Raw genomic sequence first — 24,977 nt, 5'->3', positions numbered from 1 at the left:
AATAAATATAAAGTATTGTTCAGATATAAAAAAAGGTGTTACTTTAAAAGCAACACCTCTATATTTTAATGATTTGAATATCATTATTTTTTATGTCTCGGTTCTGAAGAAACAGATAATCTTTTTCTACCTTTTGCTCTTCTGCTAGCAAGCACCTTTCTACCGTTCACAGTAGCCATTCTTTCTCTGAAACCGTGCTTATTTCTTCTTTTTCTCTTTGATGGTTGAAACGTTCTTTTCATTATAAAATATCTTTATCTTCTTTGGTAATTCTATCTTTTTTAATGGCTTGCAATATCCTCACAAAAGCTGGGCGCAAATATACAAAGACTTTTCACATTGACAAATACCTTTTTAAAAATATTTTTATTTGTTTTTATTACCTTTCCTCATGTGAAAAATTAAAATTTGTAATCAAAAAATACTAATTTTAATTTCACTTTGGGAAAGTCCATATATTTTTTTCATTGCAAGAATATATAATTTTCAACGAAAAAATTTTATGTACTTTTGCCCAGCAAAAGAAATACCTATATATGTTCAACAAAAATATAAAATTAGTCATTGCCGGTTTAATCATTGCCTATGCCGTTTATCAATTTATTGAAGGTAACATAGGAAATGGGATTTCCCTTGTACTGCTGTCGCTTATTTTCATTTTCCTGTATTTTAGGAATGAAATGATTTTGCTGGCATTTTTAAGAATGCGAAAACAAGATTTTGAAGGAACAGGGAAATGGTTGAGCAAGATCAAAAATCCGCAGAGCGCATTGACCGTTAAACAGCAAGGATATTACAACTACCTGAAAGGCATTATGTCTTCTCAAACCAACCTGACCGAAGCTGAAAAATATTTCAAAAAGGCTATCAAGCTTGGACTTTCTATGGACTATGACCTTGCCATGGCTAAATTGAGCCTTGCCGGTATCGCTATGCAAAAACGCCGAAAAAGAGAAGCGACCATGTTGCTGAATGAGGCCAAAAAACTGGATAAACAAAAGATGTTGAAAGATCAGATCAAAATGATGCAACAACAGATGAAAAAAATATAAGGCCGAAGAATTTCTCCCTCGGCCTTTGCTTTTCCTTTTTTTCTTTCAATTCTATATTATTTCACAAGAGGATAATATCCTTCTTTTGGAATTTCTATATAATATTTCTTTCGGGAACTATTGTTTAGGTGGGCATCCCTAAGCCAAGGATTGTGGATTTTCAATATTTTATAGTTGACACCAAATTGCTTTGCAAACTTAGGAAAATTACTCACAGCAGTATCTACCTCAACTTCGTTGACAGGAATATGTTTATATAAATCTTCCTGATCAAAATTAAAACCGTAATCTTTAGGATGAGAAAGGATTTCCTTTAGTGCCAAAATCCTAAACACATAACGTCCGGTTTCTTCCCCTAATAAAACATCATAATAATCATCCACCTCCTGGCGATCCAATTGTTTTGCCATTCCGTATTGACCTGCATTGTATGCCGCTGCTGCCATAGTCCACGAACCAAAGCGTTCTTTTGCTTTCTTTAAATAGGCACAAGCTACTTCCGTAGATTTTTGAATGTGGTAGCGCTCGTCTACATTGTCGTTCACTTCCAATCCATATTCACGAGCTGTCCCTTTCATTAACTGCCAAAAACCCGTTGCTCCGGCCGGAGAAACTGCCTGTGTCAACCCACTTTCTATCACAGCCAGGTATTTAAAGTCTTCCGGCACTCCTTGATATCTCAAAATAGGCTCGATTATCGGGAAATATTTATTAGCCCTTTTTATGAGTAATAACCCGTTAGACTGCCAATAGGTATTTACCAAGAGTTCTCTATCGAGCCTCTCTTTTACATCCGGATCTTCAACAGGTACCCGTTCACCTGCAAAATCTATGTTTTTAGGGGTTTTTATCGCGTAGACATTATAATCGTTCACCAAGCTAAGGCTATCCTTGTCTTTGGATTTATATGTCTCGTTATCAAGTGATGGTGTTGTCTGTACCGCATTTATAAATACAGCAGAAACAATTGCAACTCCAACTACTACTAGTATATTTTTAATATCCCTCATTTAATAAATTAATTAATGTATTGATATTGAATTTTAAAATCGAAAACGCACACAATGCATTTTCTTTTGCCCCACGATTCTTCGATAGTTAGTTAGTTTTCAGAACCGTAGATTTATTTTTCATCTTTTTCAGGATGATTTTGCACCAAAGATACAAATTTTGATTTACGATTTTTCCGTGATCAACGATGGTAAATTCTCGTTAAACCATTTAAATTTATTGATAATCATAACATGGGTCCCTCCTTTTACCACGATGCAATCTTTTATATGGCTAAGCGAAAAAACCCTATCCTTCTCCCCATGAATATGAATGGTATTAGCGACAGGAACCTCTTGTTCCCAGTTTATGATATTGTCGATTGCCCAGTCGAGGTAATATTTATTTCTCACCGACAAATATTTTTCATATAAATGCACCCGTTTTACCGCCTTTTCCCCAAAAGCATACTTGGTCAGGAGTTCAATATTGTTCACAATCTGCGTAGGTAGTAGTTTATGTGCCTTGGTGTATTTTGCAAAAATCATACGTTTTGGCAATTCCTTATTGCTCTTAACACTGGAAATAATAATTAATTTCCTTACGGAAATGATTTTTGCCATTTCCTGTACCATTATTCCTCCGAAAGAAACCCCAACCAGCACCGGGTTTTTATGCACTATCTTTTCGGTCATTCGCTTAGCATAGGCCTGTAATGATTCTTCTTTCTTAGGAATAATCCACTTCAAATAGTGTGTTTTAAACATTTCTTCAGACAGCTCGATGTGCTCAAAAATAGAGGGGTTTGCTGCCATTCCCGGCATGAAGTAAACATGTATTAATTCATCTTTCATATATATTAATAGTTGAAAAATAAATGATTAGCTATTTTTTTTCTTATCTTTGCACTGCTAAGGTATAGAATTCTTCATCAATATAATTAACTACCAAAATTAATTAAACCAAATTTTACCTCTTATATTCTTAAGAAAGAATCTTTTTTTAAGAAATGGATGTGATTTTTGGCAATGAGATTAAAATGATATTTTAAACCCTCAATATAATGAATGAAGTAGTAATTAATGACAATGAGTTTTTGCGTCAATTTGAAACGAGAGTTGATGGTAAATTAGCAAAAATCGAGTATGCTTCTCAAGAACGAAAAGTTTTTTTAACAAAACTTGTTATCCCTGAAGAGGTTACAGATCCGGAATTCAAAGACGAATTCATCAAAACAGTATTGAAACATATTCAAGAGAAGAAATTGAGTGTTGTTCCCACCAGCCCACAAATAGCCGGTTTCCTTAGAAAACATAAAGAGTACAAGGATATGCTTCCTGTAGGAATACGAATTTGACAAGGAACTGTATTGTCAAACGGAAAACTGAGTTCTTCAAAAAAACAATCACTTGCCGTCCCAATCTTTTTGGGATTGGCAGTTATACTTTATCCTTTTTTTATGAACTTGTTTGAACTTTTTTGATTGAAACGAAAAAGTTCAAACGAATTAGATATTACACAAGTGCTTCTTTTTCCACAACTTTGAAGCGTACCAGCCCATCATCGTCAATCTCGGTAAGTTTGATCTTATGCAGGGTATTGACCAAGTCCGGATTCCAAGGCGCTTTTACTTTTACATAATTTTCGGTAAATCCGTGGATGTAGCCCTCTTTGTTTTCGCCTTCAAACAACACTGTTCTTTGCGTTCCAATCTGACTTTCATAAAAAGCACGTCTTTTTTTAGCTGAAAGCCCTCGTAACATTTTACTTCGTTTGGCTCTCACATGTTTAGGAACAACATCCTCCATTTCGGCAGCTAGGGTGTTATCTCTTTCTGAATAGGTAAAAACATGCAGATAGGAAATATCAAGTTCGTTTAAGAAATTATAGGTTTCCAGAAAATGTTCATCTGTTTCTCCAGGAAAACCAACGATCACATCCACACCAATACATGCATGCGGCATGGTTTCTTTGATCTGTTTTACGCGATCTACATACAATTCACGCTTGTACCGACGGCGCATCAATCCAAGGATATGATTGCTTCCGCTTTGCAAAGGCACATGGAAATGCGGCACAAAGGTTCGACTTTGCGAAACAAAATCAATGGTTTCGTTTTTAAGTAAATTTGGTTCTATGGATGAAATCCGAAGGCGTTCTATTCCCTCCACTCCATCCAAGGTCGTCACCAGTTCGTAAAACGTATGTTCGTGTTTTTTGTTTCCGAATTCCCCTTTACCATAATCCCCGATATTTACCCCGGTAAGCACAATTTCTTTGATGCCTTGCTCAGAGATTTCTTTAGCGTTTTTCAACACGTTTTCAAGCGTATCACTCCTTGATATCCCACGGGCAAGCGGAATGGTACAATAGGTACATTTGTAGTCACAGCCGTCCTGTACTTTCAAGAAAGCTCGGGTACGATCACCAATGGAATAGCTTCCTACATAAAAATCAGCATCTTCAATCTCGCAGCTGTGTACCTCACCAAAATCATTTTTGGAAAGGTCGTTGATATAATCGGTTATTTTGAATTTTTCCGTTGCTCCCAATACCAAATCAACACCATCTACGTCTGCCAATTCTTCGGGCTTCAGCTGTGCATAACAGCCAATCGCGGCTACAAAAGCATTCGGATTTACCTTTTGTGCTTGTTTGACTATGGTTTTAAAGCGTTTATCGGCATTTTCGGTAACAGAACAAGTGTTAATCACATAAATATCGGCCTCTTCAGAAAACTCCACACGATCAAAGCCTTCGTTCGTAAAGCCTCTCGCTATGGTGGAAGTTTCAGAGAAATTCAATTTACATCCCAGCGTATAAAATGCTACTTTTTTCCTTTCGGTTACCAAATCGCTATTCCTTAATGATTTTTGAGGGCACAAAATTACAGCATATTCATTAAGTTTAAAGGATTTAGGGGATATTTTTTTCAATTTCTGCTATGAATCAACATTTTAACACAGTGGCGTTATTCAAACTTTAGCCTTTAGTATCTATCTGGTATTAATGTGTTTTTAATATTAAATACGCTATATACACGCTATAAATACGCCATAAATATAACTTTGATCTATGTTTGACCAGCCCTTGACCCATTCTAAAGTAGCTATACAGCTTATTCAATCTAAGCGTTTTTTTATTATTCCTTCCGGATTATGACAAATAGCTATATGCCCAAACCCTCCATTATTGTATTAAATTGTATATTAGCCCTCAATGGAAAAAAATCAAATAAATACGCTTAAAACATTACTGTCTACCCCAAAAAAGATAGTGATTATTCCACATAAAAATCCCGATGGCGATGCCATTGGTTCATGCTTAGGCTTATATCATTACCTGAAACAATACGGGCACAAGTTGAGTATTGTTGCTCCCAACGACTATCCCGATTTTTTGAAATGGATGCCGGGGGAAGACAACATCCTTAAATATGAGTATCAAACGGAAACGGCTACCCGGAAAATCAAAGAAGCAGAAATTATTTTTACATTGGATTTTAATTCCCTGAGCAGAATTGATGATGTGGCTACTGTCTTAGAATCCTTTGAAGGGGATTATGTGATGATAGATCATCATCAAGCACCCGATGGTTATGCCCGTTTTACTTATTCTGACACGAGCATGAGCAGCACCTGTGAAATGGTTTATAATTTCATCGCTTTTATGGGTGATACTGATAAAATATCAAAAGAAATTGCGACTTGTCTTTATACCGGAATCATGACCGATACGGGCTCGTTTCGGTTTCCGTCAACTACCAGTGCGACACACCGAATTGCAGCTGAGTTGATCGATAAAGGAGCGGAAAACACCCAAATTCACAATGCCATTTTTGACAGTAATTCCGTAGAAAAGCTTCATTTATTGGGTTGTGCTTTAAAAAATTTAGTGGAATTACCCGATTATCACACGGTCTACATCGCGCTTTCCAAAGAAGAACTGGAGCAGTTCAACTATAAAAAAGGTGATACAGAAGGCTTTGTAAACTACGGACTCTCCTTAAAAGGTGTTATATTCGCTGTGATTTTCATTGAAAGTGCCCAGGATGATATTATCAAGATATCGTTGCGCTCCAAAGGTGATTTCTCGGTCAACGAATTTGCCCGGAAGCATTTTAACGGTGGCGGGCATATAAACGCTGCCGGGGGAAGAAGTGAGTTTTCTTTGGAAGAAACAACTCAACGTTTTGAACAATTAGTAAAAGAATACAAAGACCAATTATCATGAAGAAGCCCATTTCTGCCATTCTTTTAGCCTTCATATTTTTGATAGCGTGCAAACAACCTGAAGCGCGACACCCGGTGAGTGTAAAATCAGGATCTTTTATGAGGGAATCTATCGAAAGGAATAAAAGTTTGCTCGATTATGAAGAAGCGCTTATCGACAGCATTATCGCTAGGGATACCATCAATAAATATCACGCCTCGTCAAACGGCTATTGGTATTATTACAACGTAAAGGATTCTACATTTCCGTACCAACCTAAAAAAGGCGATCTGGTAATGATCAATTACGATATTCGCACATTGACAAACGACACCATATATTCAAGCAATGAAATTGGCAATATTGATTTCAAAGTAGATCAGGAAGATTATTTCCCGGGCTTGCGAACGGCGGTAAAACTCATGAGAAAAGGTGAAAAAGCTACGTTTTTGTTTCCCTCGTCTTTAGCATACGGATATCATGGAGACGATAAAAAGATCGGTACAAACCAACCTGTCATCAGCACTATATCCTTACTTGACATAAAAGAAAAAGCAACAGATAGTATCAATAATTAAACAACACATTTTTAAATTTCAACGTATGAAACCCTCACAGAGGGATTTAATATGGCCAGGGTAATCGCTTCAATAAAAGGAAATGAATAAATCAAATTTTTTTTAGTGGCAGTGATTATTTGGCTAAATATTTAATAATATTCAAAATAAAATATTTAACCTAAAATTATTTATATGAAAAAGTTAAGTTTTCTCTTAATCATAGCCTTTGTACTTAGCGCCTGCTCCAGTTCAAAATATTCTGAATTGGGTGATGGGCTTTATGCAGACATACAAACCACAAAAGGTGATATGGTCGTAGCTCTTTACTACAACCATACCCCTGTTACCGTAGCCAATTTTGTAAGCCTTGCCGAAGGCACCAACACCTATGTGAGCGATTCCCTCAAGGGAAAACTGTATTACGATGGCGTTATATTCCACCGGGTGATCAAAGATTTTATGATACAAGGTGGTGATCCCAGTGGCACCGGAGAAGGTGGCCCCGGATATCGATTCAAGGACGAATTTGTTGACAGTCTAAAACACGACAAAAAAGGAATACTCTCTATGGCCAATGCCGGTCCGGCAACCAACGGTAGTCAGTTTTTTATTACCCAAAAACCTACTCCTTTCCTAGATGGAAGACATACTGTTTATGGAGAAGTTGTTATTGGATTGGAAGTTGTAGACACTATTGCCAATGTAGAAACCACGGGGGATACAAAGAATCCGAAAAACAGACCTCTGGAAGATGTTGTGATCAATCATATCGAGATCATCAGAAAAGGAGATGATGCCAAGAATTTTGACGCAGTAAAAACTTTCAACGATTATTTTGCTGAAGAAGCAGCAAGACAGGAAGCTATTGAAACGGCTAAAAATGAAATTTCAGCAGAATTTGATACCCAAAAAGAAAAAGCTGAAGAAACCAACTCCGGGCTCCAGTATCTCGTATTGATAAAAGGAGACGGCAACAAACCAAAAGTCGGGCAGACCGTATTGGTAAATTATACTGGTTATTTTGAAGACGGAAGCATTTTTGATACCAGCGAACTTAGTATTGCTGAAAAATTTGGGAATGTAAATCCTACTAAAATTCAACGTGATTTATACCGTCCTTCCCCAATGCAAATCAGTCCGGATGCTACTATCATTCCAGGATTTAAAGAAGGCTTGATGATGATGGAGGTCGGAGAAAAAACCCGTCTGTTCATTCCTTCCTATTTAGCGTATGGAGAGGCAGGATACGGACCTATCGCACCTAACACCAACTTAGTCTTCGATTTGGAAATCCTCGAAATTCAGGAATAAATAACATATTTTATAATCGAAAAAGGCTGTTGATTTTACTTCAACAGCCTTTTTGTTTTTCTGATATTCTGTGTTTTCCCTTAATCTTTTACAGGAATCTCTTTCAGTATTGCTTTTAAGAACTTCCAGAATTTCTGTACGGAAGCAATGTTTGCTCTTTCATCGGGTGAATGCGCTCCTTTGATGGTCGGTCCAAAACTTATCATATCCATTTCCGGGTAGTTCTGTCCCAAAATACCACACTCCAGTCCGGCATGACAAGCCACTACTTTTGCAGTTTCGTTGAACAATTCTTGATATTTTTCGTTTAAAACTTTTAAAATAGGACTCTCTACATTGGGTTTCCACCCGGGATATTCCCCGCTTAACTGTACTTCACAACCACAAAGTTCGAAGGCCGACCTCAATCCATTAGCAAGGTCTATCTTTGAAGACTCCACCGACGATCGTGTTAAGCACAACACTTTGATCTTCCCACCCATAATCTTAACCCGGGCAATATTATTAGACGTTTGTACCAAATCCTCCATATCCGGACTCATCGCATATACTCCATTGTGTGCTGCATACAAAGCCTTGGTAATCCCTTCCTGAACACCTATTCCCATCACCTTTTCAGGAATATCCGTCACCTCTGCCATAATCATCAGCGAGGGTTCCATGGTTTTGTATTCCTTTTTAATAACAGTAGCTAGTTGGTTAAACTCCAAGGCAAAAGCATCGTGATGTATTTTATCCACCACCACAATGGCTTCACTCTCCCTCGGGATCGCGTTTCGGAGTCCGCCACCGTCTATTTTTGATATACGAAGCCCAAAGTTTTCGAATCCATCAAACAATAAACGGTTCATTATTTTATTGGCATTCCCAAAACCTCTATGGATATCCATCCCGCTATGTCCGCCTTGTAATCCTTTTACCGATATTTTATAGGCCATGACATTTCCGGGAGTTTTTTCTTCTCTATATTCCCGTACCGCTGAAATATCAATCCCTCCTGCGCAACCTATATCTATTTCGTCATCTTCTTCTGTGTCCAAATTCAAAAGGATATCACCGGACAACAGTCCGCCTTTAAGTCCTTTTGCTCCGGTCATTCCCGTTTCTTCATCAATAGTGAACAAAGCTTCAATCGTCGGATGTGGAATATCACTACTTTCCAAAATCGCCATAATGGCCGCTACCCCTAGTCCGTTATCGGCTCCAAGTGTAGTTCCTTTAGCCTTTACCCAGCCACCTTCCACATACATTTCGATTCCCTGGGTACTGAAACTAAAAACAGTATCGTTGTTTTTTTGGTGCACCATATCGAGATGCGACTGCAAAACCACTGTTTTTCTGTTTTCCATTCCCGGACTGGCCGGTTTTTTTATGATAACGTTCCCAACCTCGTCCTTAAAAGTTTCCAAATTGAGTTTTTTACCAAAATCCAACATAAAAGCAATGACTTGCTCTTCTTTTTTTGAAGGTCTTGGCACTGCGTTTAAATCGGAAAACTTTTCCCAGACTTTTTGAGGTTCCAGGGCTCTTATTTCTGAATTTATCATTTGCTGCTTAGGTTTCCGCAAAAATAAGAATTGAATTTATATTTAAGTTGTTGTATTAACCAAAGTTAGCATAAGCTTAAAATTTGAACTGTTTTGTCCTAAATAAATTTTTACATGTTCTTTTTTGCATCGCCCAAAAAAGAACCAAAAAAGTCTAGGCTGACGATAAAAACATAAGAAAATACTACGGAATCCCCAGCCACACCTGCCTGCCGGCAGGCAGGGATAAAAAGAACTCACTCCGCCTTAGGGCGGAACTCAAACAGATTTTTATCTTCTTGCCACCGCTGCTTCCTTGATTTTCAATGTTTTTATCGTAGGCCGGAACCAAACCCAAAAACCTTGGAATTTAGTCTAAGCCTCGGCAGACTCAGTAAATTTCATAAATTAAACACAAATGTTTGGACGCTATTGAAATTTGAACATTTTCCTTTCTGAAAAAAACTCATCGCTTTTTTATTACCTTTACCTTTCAACTTAATCTTATTTTTAGATTTCATGTCCAAACGGTTAAAAACTGTCTTAGCCTTATCCATTATCCCCCAAGTCATTCTTGTTAAATGGTTGGCCAATTATCCGGAGTTTATAGAAAACTACTACAGTAATCACTTGTATGTCTTTATTTCCAAAGGGTTCAGGTATGTTTTTGGGTGGATTCCTTTTTCTGTTGGCGATCTTTTATATACCGTTCTTTTGGTACTTATCATCCGTTTTTTGATTCTGAAAGGGCGTTTATTTTTTGATAGTACCCGATGGTTTTTCAGGGAAGTTCTTATAGTCGTTTCTTTCGCTTATTTTGTGTTTCATTTGTTTTGGGGTTTTAATTATTACCGCTTGCCTATTCATGAAAAAATGGACTTGTCGAACAATTATTCCACGGAAGAACTTTTTGATTTTACTGAACAGCTTATTGAAAAAAGCAACTCCATCCACCGTCAACTCACAGAAAACGATACGGTGATGGTCAAAATACCTTACAGCAAATCAGAAATCTACAAAATGACCTCTTCCGGATATGAAAACCTTGCCAAGGAAATTCCGTACCTCAACTATTCCCCGAGAAGTATCAAAACCTCGCTTTATAGTACGGCGCTTACCTATATGGGTTATAGTGGTTACCTCAATCCTTTTACTAATGAAGCACAGGTAAACGGCTTGCAGATCGATTTCAAATATCCTACCGTAAGTTGCCACGAAGAAGCCCATCAATTGGGGTATTCAGCTGAAAACGAAGCCAATTTTATCGCTTTTTTGGCTGCAACTGCAAACGACGACCTCTATTTTCAATATTCGGGCTATATCTATGTACTCCGTTATTGTTTAGGAGAAACCAAAAGAAGGGATCCTGAAAAATTTGAAGAGTTTAATTGTCTGCTGAATTCCGGAATTATTAAAAACTATATAGAAGTAGCCAATTTTTGGCGCAGGCATAAAACACAGGCAGAGCCTGTGTTTAAAAACACCTTCAATTCTTTTCTAAAAGCAAATAATCAAAAAGAAGGTATCAAAAGTTACAGTTATGTAGTCGCTCTGCTTATAAATTATTATAAAGGTAAAAATTTATAGATGAAGTGTTAAAACCATAATTGTCTGTTAAAAAAATATTACTTTACCTATCATAACTCATTCAATTAATATGAAATGCCCATGATCAATTTTCAAATATCATCACAAATTATAATTTGGGCATTCCACCTGCCTTCCGGAAGGCAGGTCAGACCATTAAAAAAAATAAATATTAACAGATGAAATTAAAACTATGCTTGATTGCACTGTTTGGGTGTTGCTTATCAATATTTTCGCAAGAATACTTCCCAAAAAATGACGGTGTAAAATCTAAAAATTCCAATTACACAGCATTTAAAAATGCTACGATCTATGTCTCCCCGACAAAAACCATTAAAAGCGGAACCCTTATCGTTCAAAACGGAAAGGTTCATGCTGTCGGAACATCGGTTGCTATTCCTGAAAACAGCGTTGAAATTGATCTGGATGGAAAATACATTTATCCATCCTTTATTGATATTTACTCTGATTTTGGTATTGAAAAGCCCAAACCGGAACCAAGAGGAAACCGACCTCAATACGACCCTTCGAGAAGCGGTTATTACTGGAACGACCACATTATGCCCGAAAACAGGGCTGTTGAAAAATTTGCTTTCGACAAAAAAAAGGCTGAAGAGCTATTAAAAGCCGGATTTGGCGTTGTAAATACACATATAGCCGACGGGATTGTAAGAGGAACCGGAGCGCTAGTCTCTTTAAATGAAGAGGATGCCGATAACCCAAGAATTATTGCTCAGGATGTGGCTCAATACCTTTCTTTTAAAAAGAGTAGTGCTTCCAGACAATCCTATCCGGGTTCGTTAATGGGAGCTATCGCATTGCTTCGACAAATGTATCACGATGCAGAGTGGTATGAAGGCGGAAATGCAGATAACAAAGATCTCTCACTTGAAGCACTTATTAAAAACAGAACACTTCCACAGATTTTTGAAGCGGGTGATAAACTGAACGACCTGAGAGCCGATAAATTAGGTGATGAATTCAAATTGAACTACATCATCAAAGGCGGAGGGAACGAATTTGAGCGCATTGATGAAATTGTAAACACCCATGCCACTTACATCATCCCGATTAATTTCCCAGATGCCTATGATGTTTCTGATCCGTATATGGCCGATAAAATCTCATTGGGTGAAATGCGCCTGTGGAACCAAGCGCCTTCTAATCCGAAGGTACTCGCTGAAAACGATGTGACATTTGCATTGACAACAGCCGGATTAAAAAAAGTATCTGATTTTAAATCCAATTTACTGAGAGCCATCAATTACGGATTTGACAAAACAAAGGCTTTGGAGGCCCTGACCACTATTCCTGCTTCGCTTGTTAAAAAAGGTGACAGAATAGGAACACTTCAAAAAGGGTATCTTGCTAATTTCCTGATCACTTCCGGTGATATTTTTGATAAAAAAACCACACTTTATGAAAACTGGGTACAGGGGGAAAAATATGTAGTTAATGATATGAACACCATTGATGTAAGAGGGAATTATACATTGAATGTAAGTGGTGAAACCTACGAACTTTCAATTTCCGGATCCCTTGAAAAATTAAAATCAGAATTAAAAAAAGGAGATACGAAGATTTCATCCAACATCAGCTACAAAAACGGATGGATCAATTTGTTCTACACCCCGGAAAGCAGTGACGACAAAAAAGAATTTGTCCGCCTCAGCTCAGCTGTAACCACTGAAGGAAACCTAAGCGGTGAAGCTGTACTCACCAATGGAAAGGCTTCTACTTGGACTGCCGTTAAAAAAGGCAAAAAAGAGGATTCATCCAAAAAAGAAGATGAAGAAAAAGCTCCTAAAGTGTTCCCTGTGACCTACCCGAACAAAGCTTATGGCGTGAATACACTTCCGCAGCAACAAACCATACTTTTTAAAAATGCTACCGTGTGGACCAGTGAAGATGCCGGTATATTGGAAAATACCGATGTTTTGGTTAAAAACGGTAAAATCTCGTCCATAGGAAAAGATCTATCGGGTTCTGGGGCTACGATTATCGATGCCACTGGGAAACATCTTACAGCCGGTATTGTTGACGAACATTCTCATATAGCCGCGGCTTCCATCAACGAATCCGGACATAACAGTTCAGCCGAAGTAAGTATTGAAGATGTCGTCAATTCAGGCGATTCTAACATTTACCGAAACCTTTCGGGAGGTGTAACCACCATTCAAATACTCCACGGTTCGGCCAACCCTATTGGTGGACGTTCAGCCATTATCAAACTAAAATGGGGAGAAGATCCCGAGGACCTCTTACTCGACGGCCGTCCGAAATTTATCAAATTTGCTCTGGGAGAAAATGTAAAACAATCCAATTGGGGTTCTAGGCAAACCATTCGTTTCCCACAGACACGTATGGGGGTGGAGCAGGTTTATACCGATTATTTCCAAAGAGCCAAAGAATATGATGAACAATGGAAAACGTATAAGAGCAATAAATCTAAAGGAAAAACCCCGAGATATGATGTTGAGCTGGAAACCCTGGCCGAAATCCTGAACAAAGAACGCTTTATCTCGTGTCACTCCTACGTACAAAGTGAGATTAACATGATGATGAAAGTTGCTGAAAAATTCGATTTCAATATCAACACCTTTACCCACATTCTTGAAGGTTATAAAGTGGCCGATAAAATGAAAGAACACGGGGTTGGTGGTTCAACCTTTGCCGACTGGTGGGCGTATAAATATGAGGTCAACGATGCCATTCCTTACAATGCAGCCATTATGCATAATCAAGGTGTTACGGTTGCCATCAACTCAGATGACGGGGAAATGTCGCGAAGACTCAATCAAGAAGCAGCAAAAACTGTAAAATATGGAGGTGTGAGTGAAGAAGAAGCGTGGAAATTCGTTACTATCAATCCTGCTAAATTATTGCATTTGGATGACAGGATAGGTAGTATCAAAGAAGGAAAAGACGCCGATTTGGTATTGTGGAGCGATCATCCGCTATCGGTTTATGCTATCGCAGAAAAAACTCTTGTTGAAGGAGCTATCTATTATGATTATGAAAAAATGCAACAAACCGAAAAAGCGATTCAAACAGAGAAAAATGAGTTGATCAACATGATGATCAGTGCCAAAAATAAAGGCATGAAAACTCAAACTCCCAAGGCGAAGAAAGAGGAAGAATTCCACTGCGACACGATGATCTATGGACTATAATTTTAAAAGAAACACGATGAAACGAGCATTAATAAATTTTAAAGGCATGAAAAAAATCATACAAATAACACTCGTTTTGCTGACCTACATTTCGTTTGCACAGCAGACACCGGCACCTGCTCAAAGTGAGTTCATTTTGATAACCGGAGCTACAGCCCATATCGGAAATGGCAATGTCATGGAAAATGCAGCTGTTGGTTTTATAGACGGAAAAATAACCTATGTTGGAAGTGCCGGAAGTATCAATGCTTCCGAATACAACAAAGTCATCGACGCTACCGGAAAGCATGTTTATCCCGGTTTTATTGCCCTTAATGCAACTTTGGGACTGGTAGAAATTGATGCTGTAAGAGCTACTGATGATGAAGACGAAGTAGGTACCTTCATTCCACACATTCGAAGTTTGATTGCCTATAACGCCGAATCAAAAGTAGTGGAATCCATGAGACCCAACGGCGTTCTCATGGGACAAATCACTCCGCGTGGCGGAAGAATTTCAGGAACCTCATCCATTGTTCAATTTGATGCCTGGAATTGGGAAGATGCAGCAATCAAAACTGATGACGGTATTTATTTAAACTGGCCGAGAACCACCAAAAGGGGAAATCCGTGGCGTGGTGAGGACCCGGGCATAAAACCCAATAAAGAATACAGCAGTGAAGTTGAAGAAATAAATAATTTTCTTTCAGCAGCCAAAGCCTATTTACAAGGGGATATGAATCCGAGAAATCTGCCGCATGAAGCTACCAAAGGTTTGTTTGACGGCACTCAAAAACTGTATATCCACACCAATGGGGAGCGCGAGATCACCGATGTTGTTAATTTCGCCGAAAAAATTGGCATATCAAAAGTAGTGATCGTCGGTGGTGACCAAGCCGATAAAGTGAGTAAAATGCTGGCTTCAAAAAATATTCCGGTTTTGCTGCGAAGACCACACCGATTGCCTTCGGGAGAAGACGAAAACATCAAGCATACCTTTATGCTCGCCTCTATTTTGGATAAAGCCGGGGTGTTAACGAGTATTGATGTAAGTGGAAGCATGGAACGCATGAATACTCGTAACCTTCCTTTTTATGCGGGTTCATTTGCTGCCTACGGACTTGAAAAGGAAAAAGCCGTAAAACTCATTACCGGTAATGCAGCTAAAATTGCAGGGATCGATGATACCGCCGGGACGCTTACCGTTGGAAAAGATGCCACACTGTTTATTTCTGAAGGTGATGCTTTGGACATGAGGACCAACATCCTATCAAAAGCATATATCCAGGGAAGGGATATCAGTCTTGAAAGTCATCAAACTGAATTGTGGAAACGTTATTCAGAAAAGTTTAATCAAAAATAAAAACATCCTAAAAACACCTAAAAGCCTTGGTGATAATGTGTCAAGGCTTTTTTTAAAGACTAAATTGTCTTGGTTCCTTGGATGGGCGTTTTGCCTGAGCAAAAACCCTTATTCCAATTCAAATCGTCGTCACATTGACATTGGTTGTAACTACGATATACAAAAAATTTAATTTGTATTTTAAACTTCACTAATAATTAAAAATCTATCTTTAAATTTCCCCCTAGTAAGAATATATTTTACGACATAATAATTTGAACCTCATGAAAAACTTCGCTTATTTATTATATGCTCTAGGCATTATACTTTTTATCATCCTTATCACAAGGTATAAATCAAAAGGTTTAGGAGATATCACACCTCTGTTTTTATACTCAGGCTTAATTATTTGTGTCATTGGTGTAGTTTCAGTTTTTTTATTTCCTCAACTTTCAAGTTTTATAAAAAAAATGTTGTTTGGGGTTTCCATCGGAATCGTAGGCTTGATCGGTATAGTTGCTGGCATTTATTTTTTTGAGAAATGGAAAACTGAGAAACGTATTACCAAATATTCATCCGAAGTTCAAAAACAAAAAGAATATTATAGCAAGTTCGACCTTTTAGAGAATTTCGAAGTTGAACTCGATCGCAATAAAAATAAAATCAATGCCATCACTTCTCATCTGCAATTCTCACAAGACACATTACTGAACAATTGGAATGTACAGCTCTTTGTATTTATCAAACCCGATCAAAATAAAACTTTATTAACATACACTCTTTTTAAAAGTGAAGCTGTCCCTATTCAAAGTCAAAACTTACAGCAGATTCCTGCGTATTTTTCATCAAACACTTATAAACTAGACCGACTAAAAAAAGAATTAGGAGACTCCTTTAAATTAGAATATTTAGTTCTACTTACCAATCCTCGAGCAACATATAGGGAAAATGGTTTGAATGAAGGCTTGGCATACACTTCCTTGTCCAATCAAGAAATTGAGATGCGAGATAGTAAGCTTTCAGTGATGCAAAGCAAACAATATCCCTTGTTTCACAACAATAAGATGTCTTCAACTAAGGTAGTTCCAATTAATGATTTTACACCCCTATTAGATTCCGTTCACTAAAAGGAAAACCTTAAACTAAATCAATTTTAAGCTGCTGATGAAAATGGTTTCCTCACACTTAAAAGGAATTTTATCGGAAATGACGGCTCCCGATGCATAATTCAGTCAAAATTGATTTATTTTTGACAAAATTTTGCATTTGAAAGTAATCACAAGTACACAAAACCCATTGGTCAAACAAATTCTCCAACTCAAAGAAAAGTTAAGGGAACGAAGAAAATCCGGTCTTTTCATTGCTGAAGGTGTCAGGGAAATACAATTGGCAATCAAAGGGGGTTATGACTTCTCAACTTTTTTGTTTACCCCTGATATTATTTCTGAAGAAGAAATACACACTTTGACAAAAGGGCAATCTAATGCTGAATTAATTCAAATTTCAAGAGAAGTCTATCAAAAACTGGCCTATCGTCAAACTACTGAAGGAGTAATTGCCATAGCAAAAAGCAGAACACACTCCCTTTCAGAATTGGACTTTAAAACTGAAAATCCGCTGATTATAATTGCTGAAGCTCCGGAAAAACCGGGGAATATCGGGGCTTTGCTACGCACTGCCGATGCTGCCAATCTGGATGCGGTGATTATTGCCAATCCCAAAACCGACCTCTACAATCCGAATATTATCCGCTCGAGTGTGGGTTGTGTCTTTACCAACAATATTACCACAGGAAACACTACGGAAATCATCAAATACCTCAAAGACAACGGAATTTCCATTCACTGTGCTGCATTGACAGCTTCTGAGGTCTACAGTAAAGTGGATTACAAAAAAGCTTCTGCCATTGTGGTTGGTACTGAAGCTACAGGCTTAAGCGACGAATGGTTGGAAAATTCCACACAAAACATTATTATCCCAATGCAAGGAGAAATTGACTCCATGAATGTTTCAGTATCGGCAGCGATTATTATCTTTGAAGCCAAAAGACAACGGGGGTTCTGACAACTCAATATTATCATACATTACTAACTACTTCAAAAACAAATTATGGATTCCACTACCCTATTTTATATCATCATTTTCATCTTGATTGTTGATTTTGTTATTGACAAGATCATAGGGAATTTAAATGCTAAACATTTTAACGACCCTATTCCTGTGGAACTCGATGACATTTTTGATGAAGGGGAATATAAAAAATCCCAAGCCTACAAAAAGGCGAATTATAAATTTTCGGGTATTAGCTCGTTGTTTTCATTGATGCTGACTCTTTTGTTTTTCTTTTTGGACGGATTTGAATATGTAGATGAAATCGCTCGAGAGATCAGCAATAACGAAATTGTCATTGCTTTGATTTTCTTTGGAATCATCACTTTTGCCAGTGACTTGCTGACCATGCCTTTTTCATATTATCACACCTTTGTTATTGAAGAAAAATTTGGCTTTAATAAAACCACTAAGACTACTTTTTTCTTAGATAAAATCAAAAATTGGGGGGTCATGATTGTTTTAGGAGGCGGAATACTCTCCCTGATCATCTGGTTCTATCAACAAACCGGAAAAGATTTCTGGTTGTATGCTTGGGCATTCATTGCTGTTTTCACCATTTTCATCAATATGTTTTACAGCAAGCTCATTGTTCCTTTATTCAACAAACAAACCCCTTTGGAAGAAGGGACACTCAAGAGCAGTATCGAAAATTACGCCGACAAAGCCGGTTTTAATCTCGATAAGATTTTTGTGATCGATGGTTCGAAACGATCGACCAAGGCCAACGCCTATTTTTCCGGTTTCGGGAAACAAAAGCGAATCACCCTCTTTGACACCCTCATCAACGATTTGGATGGCGAAGAGATTGTTGCCGTTTTAACGCATGAAGTAGGACATTACAAAAAGAATCATATTATTTTTAATATAATTTCTTCTGTATTGTTAACAGGATTCACCTTGTTTATCCTTGCTCTTTTTATCAATGTCCCTGAATTATCACTCGCCATAGGGGTCAATCAACCCAGTTTTCATGCAGGATTGATCGCTTTTGGGATTTTATACAGTCCCATTTCTGAAATTACCGGTTTAGTGATGAATCATTTTTCCCGAAAATTTGAATATCAAGCTGATGATTTTGCCAAAGAAACCTATGCGGGAAAGCCCCTTATTACAGCCCTTAAAAAATTATCCAAAAACAGCCTGAGCAATTTAACGCCCCACCCTGCCTATGTGTTTGTGCATTACTCGCACCCTACACTTTTGCAGCGGGTTCTGAACTTGAAAAGTAATCAAATCAAGGAGTTTTAGTCCGTTATCCCGTAGTATTCTTTTAGCGATTCATAATCATTGAGGCTCACCTCGCCCTGTAAGGGAATTCCATCAAAGATAAGGACATAACGTACTTCTAGGATCCAGCTAACATTTATATCCCCGGTCAAACCTGTAATACGGCTGGCGAGAAACCTTATCTCCTGGCTTGCACTGGAAGCCAGAAAATACAAACTGTAATTATCCCTGGACATGGGAACGGCCCAAACACTATCAGTTGACCTTACATAAAAAAGAACGATCCCTCCATTTTCTATAAACTCTTCCGTGATTTCCGGAATATCAATATCCATTCGTTTCACAGTATTTGCGTCCAAAACATTCCAATCTATAGGTATCCAGGACGAATATCTCACGTTGGCAGTACCTGTTTCGCCCTGAGGTCCTTGTTCACCTTGTGGTCCAGCCGGTCCCTGCTCTCCTTGTAGGCCTTGGGGACCTTCCATACCATCTTCACCAGAACATGCTATGAGTCCAATACATAGCAGCAATACAATTCCATGTACAAGTTTAGTATTCATAATTTATGTTTTTGTGTTTCCTGATATTCCTTCAAATCGAGGAAAATCAGGTTGGTTTGTTAATAAATGTAAATATATTATTCTGATTATCATGATGTAAGAGGAAAATACCCCTTAATTCAAAGGAGAGATTACCCCTTTACTTTACAGGACTTTGTAAAATCCACTGAACTTTAGTGGATGGGATGTAGGGGGAATATATTGTCAGCCCTTTTCCAGATTGAAAACCCCTACTCTACTTTCTATAAAATATTGAAATAATACTACTATTTGTGCTAATAAATGTATATTTCACATTTTTTTCTTTAAAATATTTTGAAATAATAAATGTAAAATATACATTTACCGAAAATGCAACCGGTTATATTGCTTGCATTTTTGCATACTAATTAATCTTGATTAACTTTCAAACCATCCTAAAAATGAAAACAAAATCCTATTTAAAAAAACATTGGAGGCGGAAAAACAATTCGCCAATTCTCATGTTACTCTTATTGTTTTCCACATGTTTATTTGCAATAGAGAAAACACAAGCACAACAATCCGTAACTGGTAACGTAACTTCTGCAACAGACAGAAGCCCGTTACCCGGAGTAAGTATTATCGTACAAGGAACCACCATAGGGGTAGTTACCGATTTTGACGGAAACTATCAACTAGACGGTGTAGCTTCTGACGCCACCCTTGAATTTTCTTATATCGGTTTTAAATCGCAAACGATTTCGGTTAATGGTCAATCATCTATCAATGTTGTTATGGAAGAAGACCTAGCACAACTTGATGAAGTGGTAGTCATAGGTTATGGTGAACAAAGGAGAAGCGATATTTCGGGTTCTGTTTCCGAGATCAAGCAAAAGGAAATAGCCCGGAACCCTACTCCTAATTTAAGCAACGCCCTAGTGGGGCAAACCACGGGGATTATTGCCACACAACGATCTGGAGAACCTGGAAGGGATGGCTCCGATATATTTATTAGAGGTATTGGTACCACTGGTGATGCATCACCAATCTATGTGATAGATGGGATAGTGCGTTCCAGTAGAGACTTTTCCCAATTAAATTCCAATGAAATAGAATCTTTTTCAGTGCTCAAGGATGCAGCAAGTGCAGCAGTTTTTGGTGTACGTGGAGGTAATGGAGTTGTTCTTATTACCACAAAAAGAGGTAGGGCAGGAAAAATGCAGATCAATGTTTCTTCAAACCTTGGAATTCAAGAGAGAACGAGAGACCCTGAGTTTTTGGGGTCATATGAATATTCAATGTTATATAATGAAGCCTTGGTCAATCAAGGTGATGATCCAATTTATTCAGCAGAAGACCTTCAAAAGTTTCAGGATGGCAGTTCACCAGACACACATCCAGATAGCGATTGGCTTTCGGTGTTGAACAAAACAGCCTTGATGCAAACCCATAGTATATCAGCAAATGGAGGTTCTGAAAAAGTGCAATATGCGGCATCATTTGGTGCTTTGAACCAGGATGGTATCATTCCTGAAGACAATTTTAAAAGATATAATTTTAGATCCAATATTGATGCTACGGTGACCAATACCACCAAATTGTCCTTTGATGTATCCGGCAGGGACGAGAAAATCAATTCAATTGGGAGTCCTGAGGTGTTTAGGTGGTTGACATCATTACCACCAAACAGAAACCCTATTAAATGGTCTAATGGCACGTATTCCAATGGCCCTGCCTATTTAACCCTTCCAGAAAATGGTTATAGAAAAGAGGGTAATCAAGTATTTAAAGGACGCATACAAATAGAACAACAGTTACCAATAGACGGCCTTTCCATAAAAGGAATAGTATCTTATGATAAAACAATTACCGATAAAAAAGATTGGTTCTTTATAAAAACACCTTATTATACGCTAAACTCTGATGGCACTTTTGAAGAACAACCCAGTGGGGCAGACGCTGCTTCATCTCTTTATCAAGATCATAACGACTATCAATCAGTCACCTTTGAAACCCATTTGAATTACAAGAAAACCTTTGGAAAAAGTAGTCTATCGGGATTAGTTTTGTACACGCAAACAAAAGAGCTATGGAATTTTACAAGCGCTTTTAGAGACGGTTTTACTTTGGCCATTGATGAAATGGATTTTGGAGGCACGGCCAACCGAAATAACTCAGGATATTCCGGTAGTAGTGGAAGACAAGGTGTTGTGGGTAGGGTCAATTGGACATACAATGACAAGTACATACTTGAAGGAAGTTTCCGTGCAGATGGATCGGAACAATTTGCCCCAGAAAAAAGATGGGGATTCTTTCCATCGGGTTCTATGGCCTACATCATCTCCAAAGAAGCATTTTTGGAAAATTCATCGACCATAGATTTTTTAAAACTTAGAGGGTCTTACGGTGTACTAGGTAATGATCGCTTAGGAGATTCAAGATTCCTCTATTTACAGTCATATAATGTAAGCGGTAATGCTGTTTTTGGGGATGCAGATGTGCAGCAGGCCATTGTGGAGGGGCGTTTGGCCAATCCCGATGTGACTTGGGAAACCGTTAAAAAATTAAATATTGGTTTTGATGCAAGGTTTTGGAACAGTAAGTTAACGATGACCTTTGACTATTTCAGTGATAAGAGAAGTGATATTTTAGGAGACAGGAACCTTTCTGTTCCAAGTCTATTGGGAGTGGCATTACCTATTGAAAACTTGGCAAAAGTTGATAACAAAGGATTTGAAATTGAACTAGGGCATACAAATCGCATCAATGATGATTTGCGCTATTCCATGAATGCGAATTTAACCTATGCCAAAAATAAAGTTGTGTTCATAGATGAACCAGAAACGGATAATCCAAACATCAGAAGGACAGGCCTGCCTCTTGGAACCCAATTTGGGTTACGCGCCCTAGGGCTTTTCCAATCGCAAGAAGAAATAGATGGCGCACCAACCCATTTTGACGACACAGCTCCGGGTGATATCCGGTATGCTGACATTAATGGACCTGAAGGAATTCCTGATGGTCTAATAGATGATTACGATCGTACTGCCATTGGAGTTTCAAACACGCCGGAAATAATTTTTGGCTATAGGGGAAGTTTAGAGTTTAAGGATTTTGAATTCTCATTCTTGTTTCAAGGAGCTACCAATGTAAATCAATATTATAGCGGAGAGGCTGCATGGCCGTTCTTTTTGGGTACTTCGGGCGCATATAAGCAGAATCTAGATCGTTGGACACCTGATAATCCCAATGCAAGCGAACCTCGTGTATTAATAGAGGCCACCAACAATCATAGAGAATCTTCTTTTTGGTTGAAGGATGCTTCATACTTACGTCTTAAAAATGTAGAACTGGCATACAATGTCCCTGTAGCCAACTTTAAAGAAAATTTTATATCAGGGATACGTCTCTATGCTAGGGCAAATAATGTTGCAACATGGTCTAAGATTGAAAACTACGATCCAGAAAACAGTCAAGGTAGAGGATGGGGTTATCCTCAATTAAGAATTTGGAATGTAGGGGTAAACATTAACTTTTAAAGAATAGTAAAATGAACAGAGAAATTAAAAATATATTACAATTTGGATGTGCATTAATGTACATTGCAATGTTCTTTAGTTGTGAAAAGGATATACTTGATCAAGTTCCTAAAGATTCGCTTACAGAAGAATTGGTATGGACAGACCCACAGGGTGCTACACAGTTTATAAATGCAATTTATGGAGGTATGCCGTCCGGGTTTGATCGTAATTATCAAGGATGGGCTAAAGGACTGTATTTATTGGATGGGACAACCGATGATGGGGATGTTAGTATGGGATGGACCCATTCCAATCAGTTACAAACCGGGGATTTCTTACCTAGTAATGTGCCTTGGGGTGAAACTTGGGGAGACTATTACGGGTTGATACGTAAAGCAAATTCAGCGTTGGAGAACCTGGACAGATTGGAAGATGAAGCTCTTAGGGACCAACTTATAGGAGAAGCATATTTCTTAAGAGGCTTTATGTACCATGAACTGTTAAGGTTATACGGATTGAAGTCAAGTGGTAATGAGCCAACAGGGATACCCATTGTCGATAAGAGTCTTACCCTGGAAGATAATCTGCAAATACCTCGATCCACTTACGATGAAGTAGTAAATTTTATTGTAAGTGATTTGGACAATGCTGCTACTTTGCTCTCAACTAAAGCAAATACAGAAGCAGGAAGGGCAACAGTTGGCGCAGCATATGCTTTAAAAAGTAGGGTGTTACTTTATGCCGAACGTTGGGAAGATGCAGCAGCAGCGGCAAATATGGTTATAGGTACTGAATATACCTTGTACCCTGATTACAAGACAATTTTCCTTGACAAAAACAATGAGGAGATCATTTTTGCGAAGAAGTTTCAATATCCGGACAAGCACCACCAAACCAATGCAGGAGGTACGCAAGGAGCTGGATTTGACGTCTATAACACCCCAAATACATATAAGGGAACCAGTGATGGTGGCTGGGGAGGTAATTTACCTACCCAAAATTTTGTTGATGCATATGATGCAATTGATGGAGAACCACAAGCAACATCCGCAGTGTACGATCCAAACAATCCTTTTGAAAACCTTGATCCTCGTTTTGAAGCTACTGTAGTTCACGATGGAACTATGTTTCGAGGTCGTGAAGTAGAATTATACGAAGGAGGTCTGGAAGGAAGTCCAGATGCTTTTATGCATACAGGATACTTCCTTCGCAAATTTCAGGATGAGGATTTAATAATTTACTCTCAATCCAGCGATCAAGATTGGATATTTATGAGATATGCCGAGGTATTGTTAAACTATGCAGAGGCCCAGAACGAAGCTTTTGGACCAGATGCAACTGTTTATGATGCAATTAATTTAATACGACAAAGAGCAGGAATACCTAATCTTAATGCTGGGTTAGGACAAAATGAAATGCGAGATAAAATTAGGAATGAAAGACGAATAGAACTTGCTTTTGAGGAGCATAGATTCTTTGATATCCGAAGGTGGCGCATAGCAGAAAGCTTGTTAAATGGACCACTATATGGTATGAGGATCGAAAAAGATGGGGATAATTATCAATATACTCGTTTTGAATTTGAAGAGCGTACATTTCCTAACAAATTGTACGTGTTGCCCATCCCGCAAAATGAAATAGATAAGAATCCTGCTGCCAAGCAAATTAATGGTTGGTAAAATCGTAAGTAATTAACTACCTTGGGGCAAACCTGTAAGGTAATAGACAGAAAAACCTAAAAACCATTTCGACGCAAGTGTCGGAGCATTTTAAATCTCACCTAGTGAGTAAGCTTTTTTAGATAAAAAGGGTTACCTGCCATGTATTGTAATACAGTTTCGGGTAACCCTTATATACGGAT

Annotated in this window: 19 protein-coding genes; 13 read left to right on the top strand and 6 right to left on the bottom strand. The window is 38.1% G+C overall.

Annotated elements, in window-relative coordinates; translation table 11 throughout:
• Positions 1 to 83: 83 nt before the first annotated feature.
• Positions 84 to 242, bottom strand: a complete 159-nt coding sequence (gene rpmH / locus OOZ15_RS20225) for a 50S ribosomal protein L34 (protein WP_265953832.1) — start codon at positions 240 to 242, stop codon at positions 84 to 86.
• Positions 243 to 536: 294 nt separating this feature from the next.
• Here rpmH and OOZ15_RS01030 point away from each other — a divergent pair, with 294 nt between their 5' ends.
• Positions 537 to 1,052 (top strand): DUF2892 domain-containing protein, encoded by a 516-nt coding sequence (locus tag OOZ15_RS01030; protein WP_265953830.1) that lies wholly within the window; start codon positions 537 to 539, stop codon positions 1,050 to 1,052.
• Between the two features lie 56 nt (positions 1,053 to 1,108).
• On the opposite strand, the gene OOZ15_RS01025 is transcribed toward OOZ15_RS01030, so the two are convergent.
• The gene (locus OOZ15_RS01025; RefSeq protein ID WP_265953829.1) at positions 1,109 to 2,062 is read right to left on the bottom strand and encodes a lytic transglycosylase domain-containing protein; all 954 of its coding nucleotides are present in this window, start codon (positions 2,060 to 2,062) and stop codon (positions 1,109 to 1,111) included.
• Between the two features lie 165 nt (positions 2,063 to 2,227).
• A complete protein-coding gene (locus OOZ15_RS01020) occupies positions 2,228 to 2,896 on the bottom strand; it encodes an alpha/beta hydrolase (RefSeq protein WP_265953828.1) in 669 nt (222 codons plus the stop codon).
• Positions 2,897 to 3,105: 209 nt separating this feature from the next.
• Between OOZ15_RS01020 and OOZ15_RS01015 the strand changes: the two genes are divergently transcribed.
• Positions 3,106 to 3,399 (top strand): GNAT family N-acetyltransferase, encoded by a 294-nt coding sequence (locus tag OOZ15_RS01015; protein ID WP_265953827.1) that lies wholly within the window; start codon positions 3,106 to 3,108, stop codon positions 3,397 to 3,399.
• Positions 3,400 to 3,556: 157 nt separating this feature from the next.
• Here the strand turns inward: OOZ15_RS01015 and mtaB are convergent, their stop codons facing one another.
• Positions 3,557 to 4,894 (bottom strand): tRNA (N(6)-L-threonylcarbamoyladenosine(37)-C(2))-methylthiotransferase MtaB, encoded by a 1,338-nt coding sequence (gene mtaB, locus OOZ15_RS01010; protein ID WP_265954076.1) that lies wholly within the window; start codon positions 4,892 to 4,894, stop codon positions 3,557 to 3,559.
• A 367-nt stretch (positions 4,895 to 5,261) separates the two neighbouring features.
• On the opposite strand from mtaB, the gene OOZ15_RS01005 reads away from it, so the two are divergent.
• From OOZ15_RS01005 to OOZ15_RS00995, 3 genes are all read left to right on the top strand, one after another.
• Complete coding sequence (locus tag OOZ15_RS01005; protein ID WP_265953825.1) at positions 5,262 to 6,275, top strand: DHH family phosphoesterase; 1,014 nt, start codon at positions 5,262 to 5,264, stop codon at positions 6,273 to 6,275.
• Positions 6,272 to 6,832: a gliding motility-associated peptidyl-prolyl isomerase GldI gene (gene gldI, locus OOZ15_RS01000; protein ID WP_265953824.1), complete on the top strand. Its 561-nt coding sequence runs from the start codon at positions 6,272 to 6,274 to the stop codon at positions 6,830 to 6,832. The genes OOZ15_RS01005 and gldI overlap by 4 nt, the downstream gene beginning before the upstream one ends.
• A gap of 174 nt (positions 6,833 to 7,006) precedes the next feature.
• A complete protein-coding gene (locus OOZ15_RS00995; protein ID WP_265953823.1) occupies positions 7,007 to 8,125 on the top strand; it encodes a peptidylprolyl isomerase in 1,119 nt (372 codons plus the stop codon).
• 80 nt (positions 8,126 to 8,205) lie between these two features.
• Here OOZ15_RS00995 and OOZ15_RS00990 read toward each other — a convergent pair whose 3' ends face one another.
• On the bottom strand, positions 8,206 to 9,669 hold the full coding sequence (locus OOZ15_RS00990; RefSeq protein ID WP_265954075.1) for an aminoacyl-histidine dipeptidase: 1,464 nt from the start codon (positions 9,667 to 9,669) through the stop codon (positions 8,206 to 8,208).
• 501 nt (positions 9,670 to 10,170) lie between these two features.
• Between OOZ15_RS00990 and OOZ15_RS00985 the strand changes: the two genes are divergently transcribed.
• From OOZ15_RS00985 to OOZ15_RS00960, 6 genes are all read left to right on the top strand, one after another.
• Positions 10,171 to 11,238, top strand: coding sequence for a DUF3810 domain-containing protein (locus tag OOZ15_RS00985; RefSeq protein WP_265953821.1), 1,068 nt, complete (start codon positions 10,171 to 10,173; stop codon positions 11,236 to 11,238).
• 179 nt (positions 11,239 to 11,417) lie between these two features.
• Entirely contained in the window at positions 11,418 to 14,411 is a 2,994-nt protein-coding gene (locus tag OOZ15_RS00980) for an amidohydrolase family protein (RefSeq protein ID WP_265953819.1), read from the top strand.
• A gap of 46 nt (positions 14,412 to 14,457) precedes the next feature.
• The gene (locus OOZ15_RS00975; RefSeq protein ID WP_265953817.1) at positions 14,458 to 15,753 is read left to right on the top strand and encodes an amidohydrolase family protein; all 1,296 of its coding nucleotides are present in this window, start codon (positions 14,458 to 14,460) and stop codon (positions 15,751 to 15,753) included.
• A 263-nt stretch (positions 15,754 to 16,016) separates the two neighbouring features.
• Positions 16,017 to 16,859, top strand: a complete 843-nt coding sequence (locus OOZ15_RS00970) for a hypothetical protein (RefSeq protein WP_265953815.1) — start codon at positions 16,017 to 16,019, stop codon at positions 16,857 to 16,859.
• Between the two features lie 139 nt (positions 16,860 to 16,998).
• Entirely contained in the window at positions 16,999 to 17,796 is a 798-nt protein-coding gene (locus OOZ15_RS00965; protein ID WP_265953813.1) for a TrmH family RNA methyltransferase, read from the top strand.
• A gap of 45 nt (positions 17,797 to 17,841) precedes the next feature.
• Positions 17,842 to 19,092: a M48 family metallopeptidase gene (locus tag OOZ15_RS00960; protein ID WP_265953811.1), complete on the top strand. Its 1,251-nt coding sequence runs from the start codon at positions 17,842 to 17,844 to the stop codon at positions 19,090 to 19,092.
• On the opposite strand, the gene OOZ15_RS00955 is transcribed toward OOZ15_RS00960, so the two are convergent.
• Complete coding sequence (locus tag OOZ15_RS00955; RefSeq protein ID WP_265953809.1) at positions 19,089 to 19,634, bottom strand: hypothetical protein; 546 nt, start codon at positions 19,632 to 19,634, stop codon at positions 19,089 to 19,091. The genes OOZ15_RS00960 and OOZ15_RS00955 overlap by 4 nt on opposite strands.
• A gap of 422 nt (positions 19,635 to 20,056) precedes the next feature.
• Here OOZ15_RS00955 and OOZ15_RS00950 point away from each other — a divergent pair, with 422 nt between their 5' ends.
• Together OOZ15_RS00950 and OOZ15_RS00945 are read left to right on the top strand one after the other, a co-directional pair.
• Positions 20,057 to 23,134, top strand: a complete 3,078-nt coding sequence (locus tag OOZ15_RS00950) for a SusC/RagA family TonB-linked outer membrane protein (RefSeq protein ID WP_265953807.1) — start codon at positions 20,057 to 20,059, stop codon at positions 23,132 to 23,134.
• 11 nt (positions 23,135 to 23,145) lie between these two features.
• Positions 23,146 to 24,795: a RagB/SusD family nutrient uptake outer membrane protein gene (locus OOZ15_RS00945; RefSeq protein ID WP_265953805.1), complete on the top strand. Its 1,650-nt coding sequence runs from the start codon at positions 23,146 to 23,148 to the stop codon at positions 24,793 to 24,795.
• Positions 24,796 to 24,977: the final 182 nt, after the last annotated feature.

Source organism: Galbibacter kalidii (assembly GCF_026241135.1).
Taxonomy (GTDB): domain Bacteria; phylum Bacteroidota; class Bacteroidia; order Flavobacteriales; family Flavobacteriaceae; genus Galbibacter.
This window is presented reverse-complemented; position numbering and strand designations above follow the sequence as displayed.

What these genes read in the sequence shown, in the direction of transcription:
- rpmH (WP_265953832.1), bottom strand. Translation starts at nt 242, where the DNA reads ATGAAAAGAACGTTTCAACCATCAAAGAGAAAAAGAAGAAATAAGCAC.
- OOZ15_RS01030 (WP_265953830.1), top strand. Translation starts at nt 537, where the DNA reads ATGTTCAACAAAAATATAAAATTAGTCATTGCCGGTTTAATCATTGCC.
- OOZ15_RS01025 (WP_265953829.1), bottom strand. Translation starts at nt 2,062, where the DNA reads ATGAGGGATATTAAAAATATACTAGTAGTAGTTGGAGTTGCAATTGTT.
- OOZ15_RS01020 (WP_265953828.1), bottom strand. Translation starts at nt 2,896, where the DNA reads ATGAAAGATGAATTAATACATGTTTACTTCATGCCGGGAATGGCAGCA.
- OOZ15_RS01015 (WP_265953827.1), top strand. Translation starts at nt 3,106, where the DNA reads ATGAATGAAGTAGTAATTAATGACAATGAGTTTTTGCGTCAATTTGAA.
- OOZ15_RS01005 (WP_265953825.1), top strand. Translation starts at nt 5,262, where the DNA reads ATGGAAAAAAATCAAATAAATACGCTTAAAACATTACTGTCTACCCCA.
- gldI (WP_265953824.1), top strand. Translation starts at nt 6,272, where the DNA reads ATGAAGAAGCCCATTTCTGCCATTCTTTTAGCCTTCATATTTTTGATA.
- OOZ15_RS00995 (WP_265953823.1), top strand. Translation starts at nt 7,007, where the DNA reads ATGAAAAAGTTAAGTTTTCTCTTAATCATAGCCTTTGTACTTAGCGCC.
- OOZ15_RS00985 (WP_265953821.1), top strand. Translation starts at nt 10,171, where the DNA reads ATGTCCAAACGGTTAAAAACTGTCTTAGCCTTATCCATTATCCCCCAA.
- OOZ15_RS00980 (WP_265953819.1), top strand. Translation starts at nt 11,418, where the DNA reads ATGAAATTAAAACTATGCTTGATTGCACTGTTTGGGTGTTGCTTATCA.
- OOZ15_RS00975 (WP_265953817.1), top strand. Translation starts at nt 14,458, where the DNA reads ATGAAAAAAATCATACAAATAACACTCGTTTTGCTGACCTACATTTCG.
- OOZ15_RS00970 (WP_265953815.1), top strand. Translation starts at nt 16,017, where the DNA reads ATGAAAAACTTCGCTTATTTATTATATGCTCTAGGCATTATACTTTTT.
- OOZ15_RS00960 (WP_265953811.1), top strand. Translation starts at nt 17,842, where the DNA reads ATGGATTCCACTACCCTATTTTATATCATCATTTTCATCTTGATTGTT.
- OOZ15_RS00955 (WP_265953809.1), bottom strand. Translation starts at nt 19,634, where the DNA reads ATGAATACTAAACTTGTACATGGAATTGTATTGCTGCTATGTATTGGA.
- OOZ15_RS00950 (WP_265953807.1), top strand. Translation starts at nt 20,057, where the DNA reads ATGAAAACAAAATCCTATTTAAAAAAACATTGGAGGCGGAAAAACAAT.
- OOZ15_RS00945 (WP_265953805.1), top strand. Translation starts at nt 23,146, where the DNA reads ATGAACAGAGAAATTAAAAATATATTACAATTTGGATGTGCATTAATG.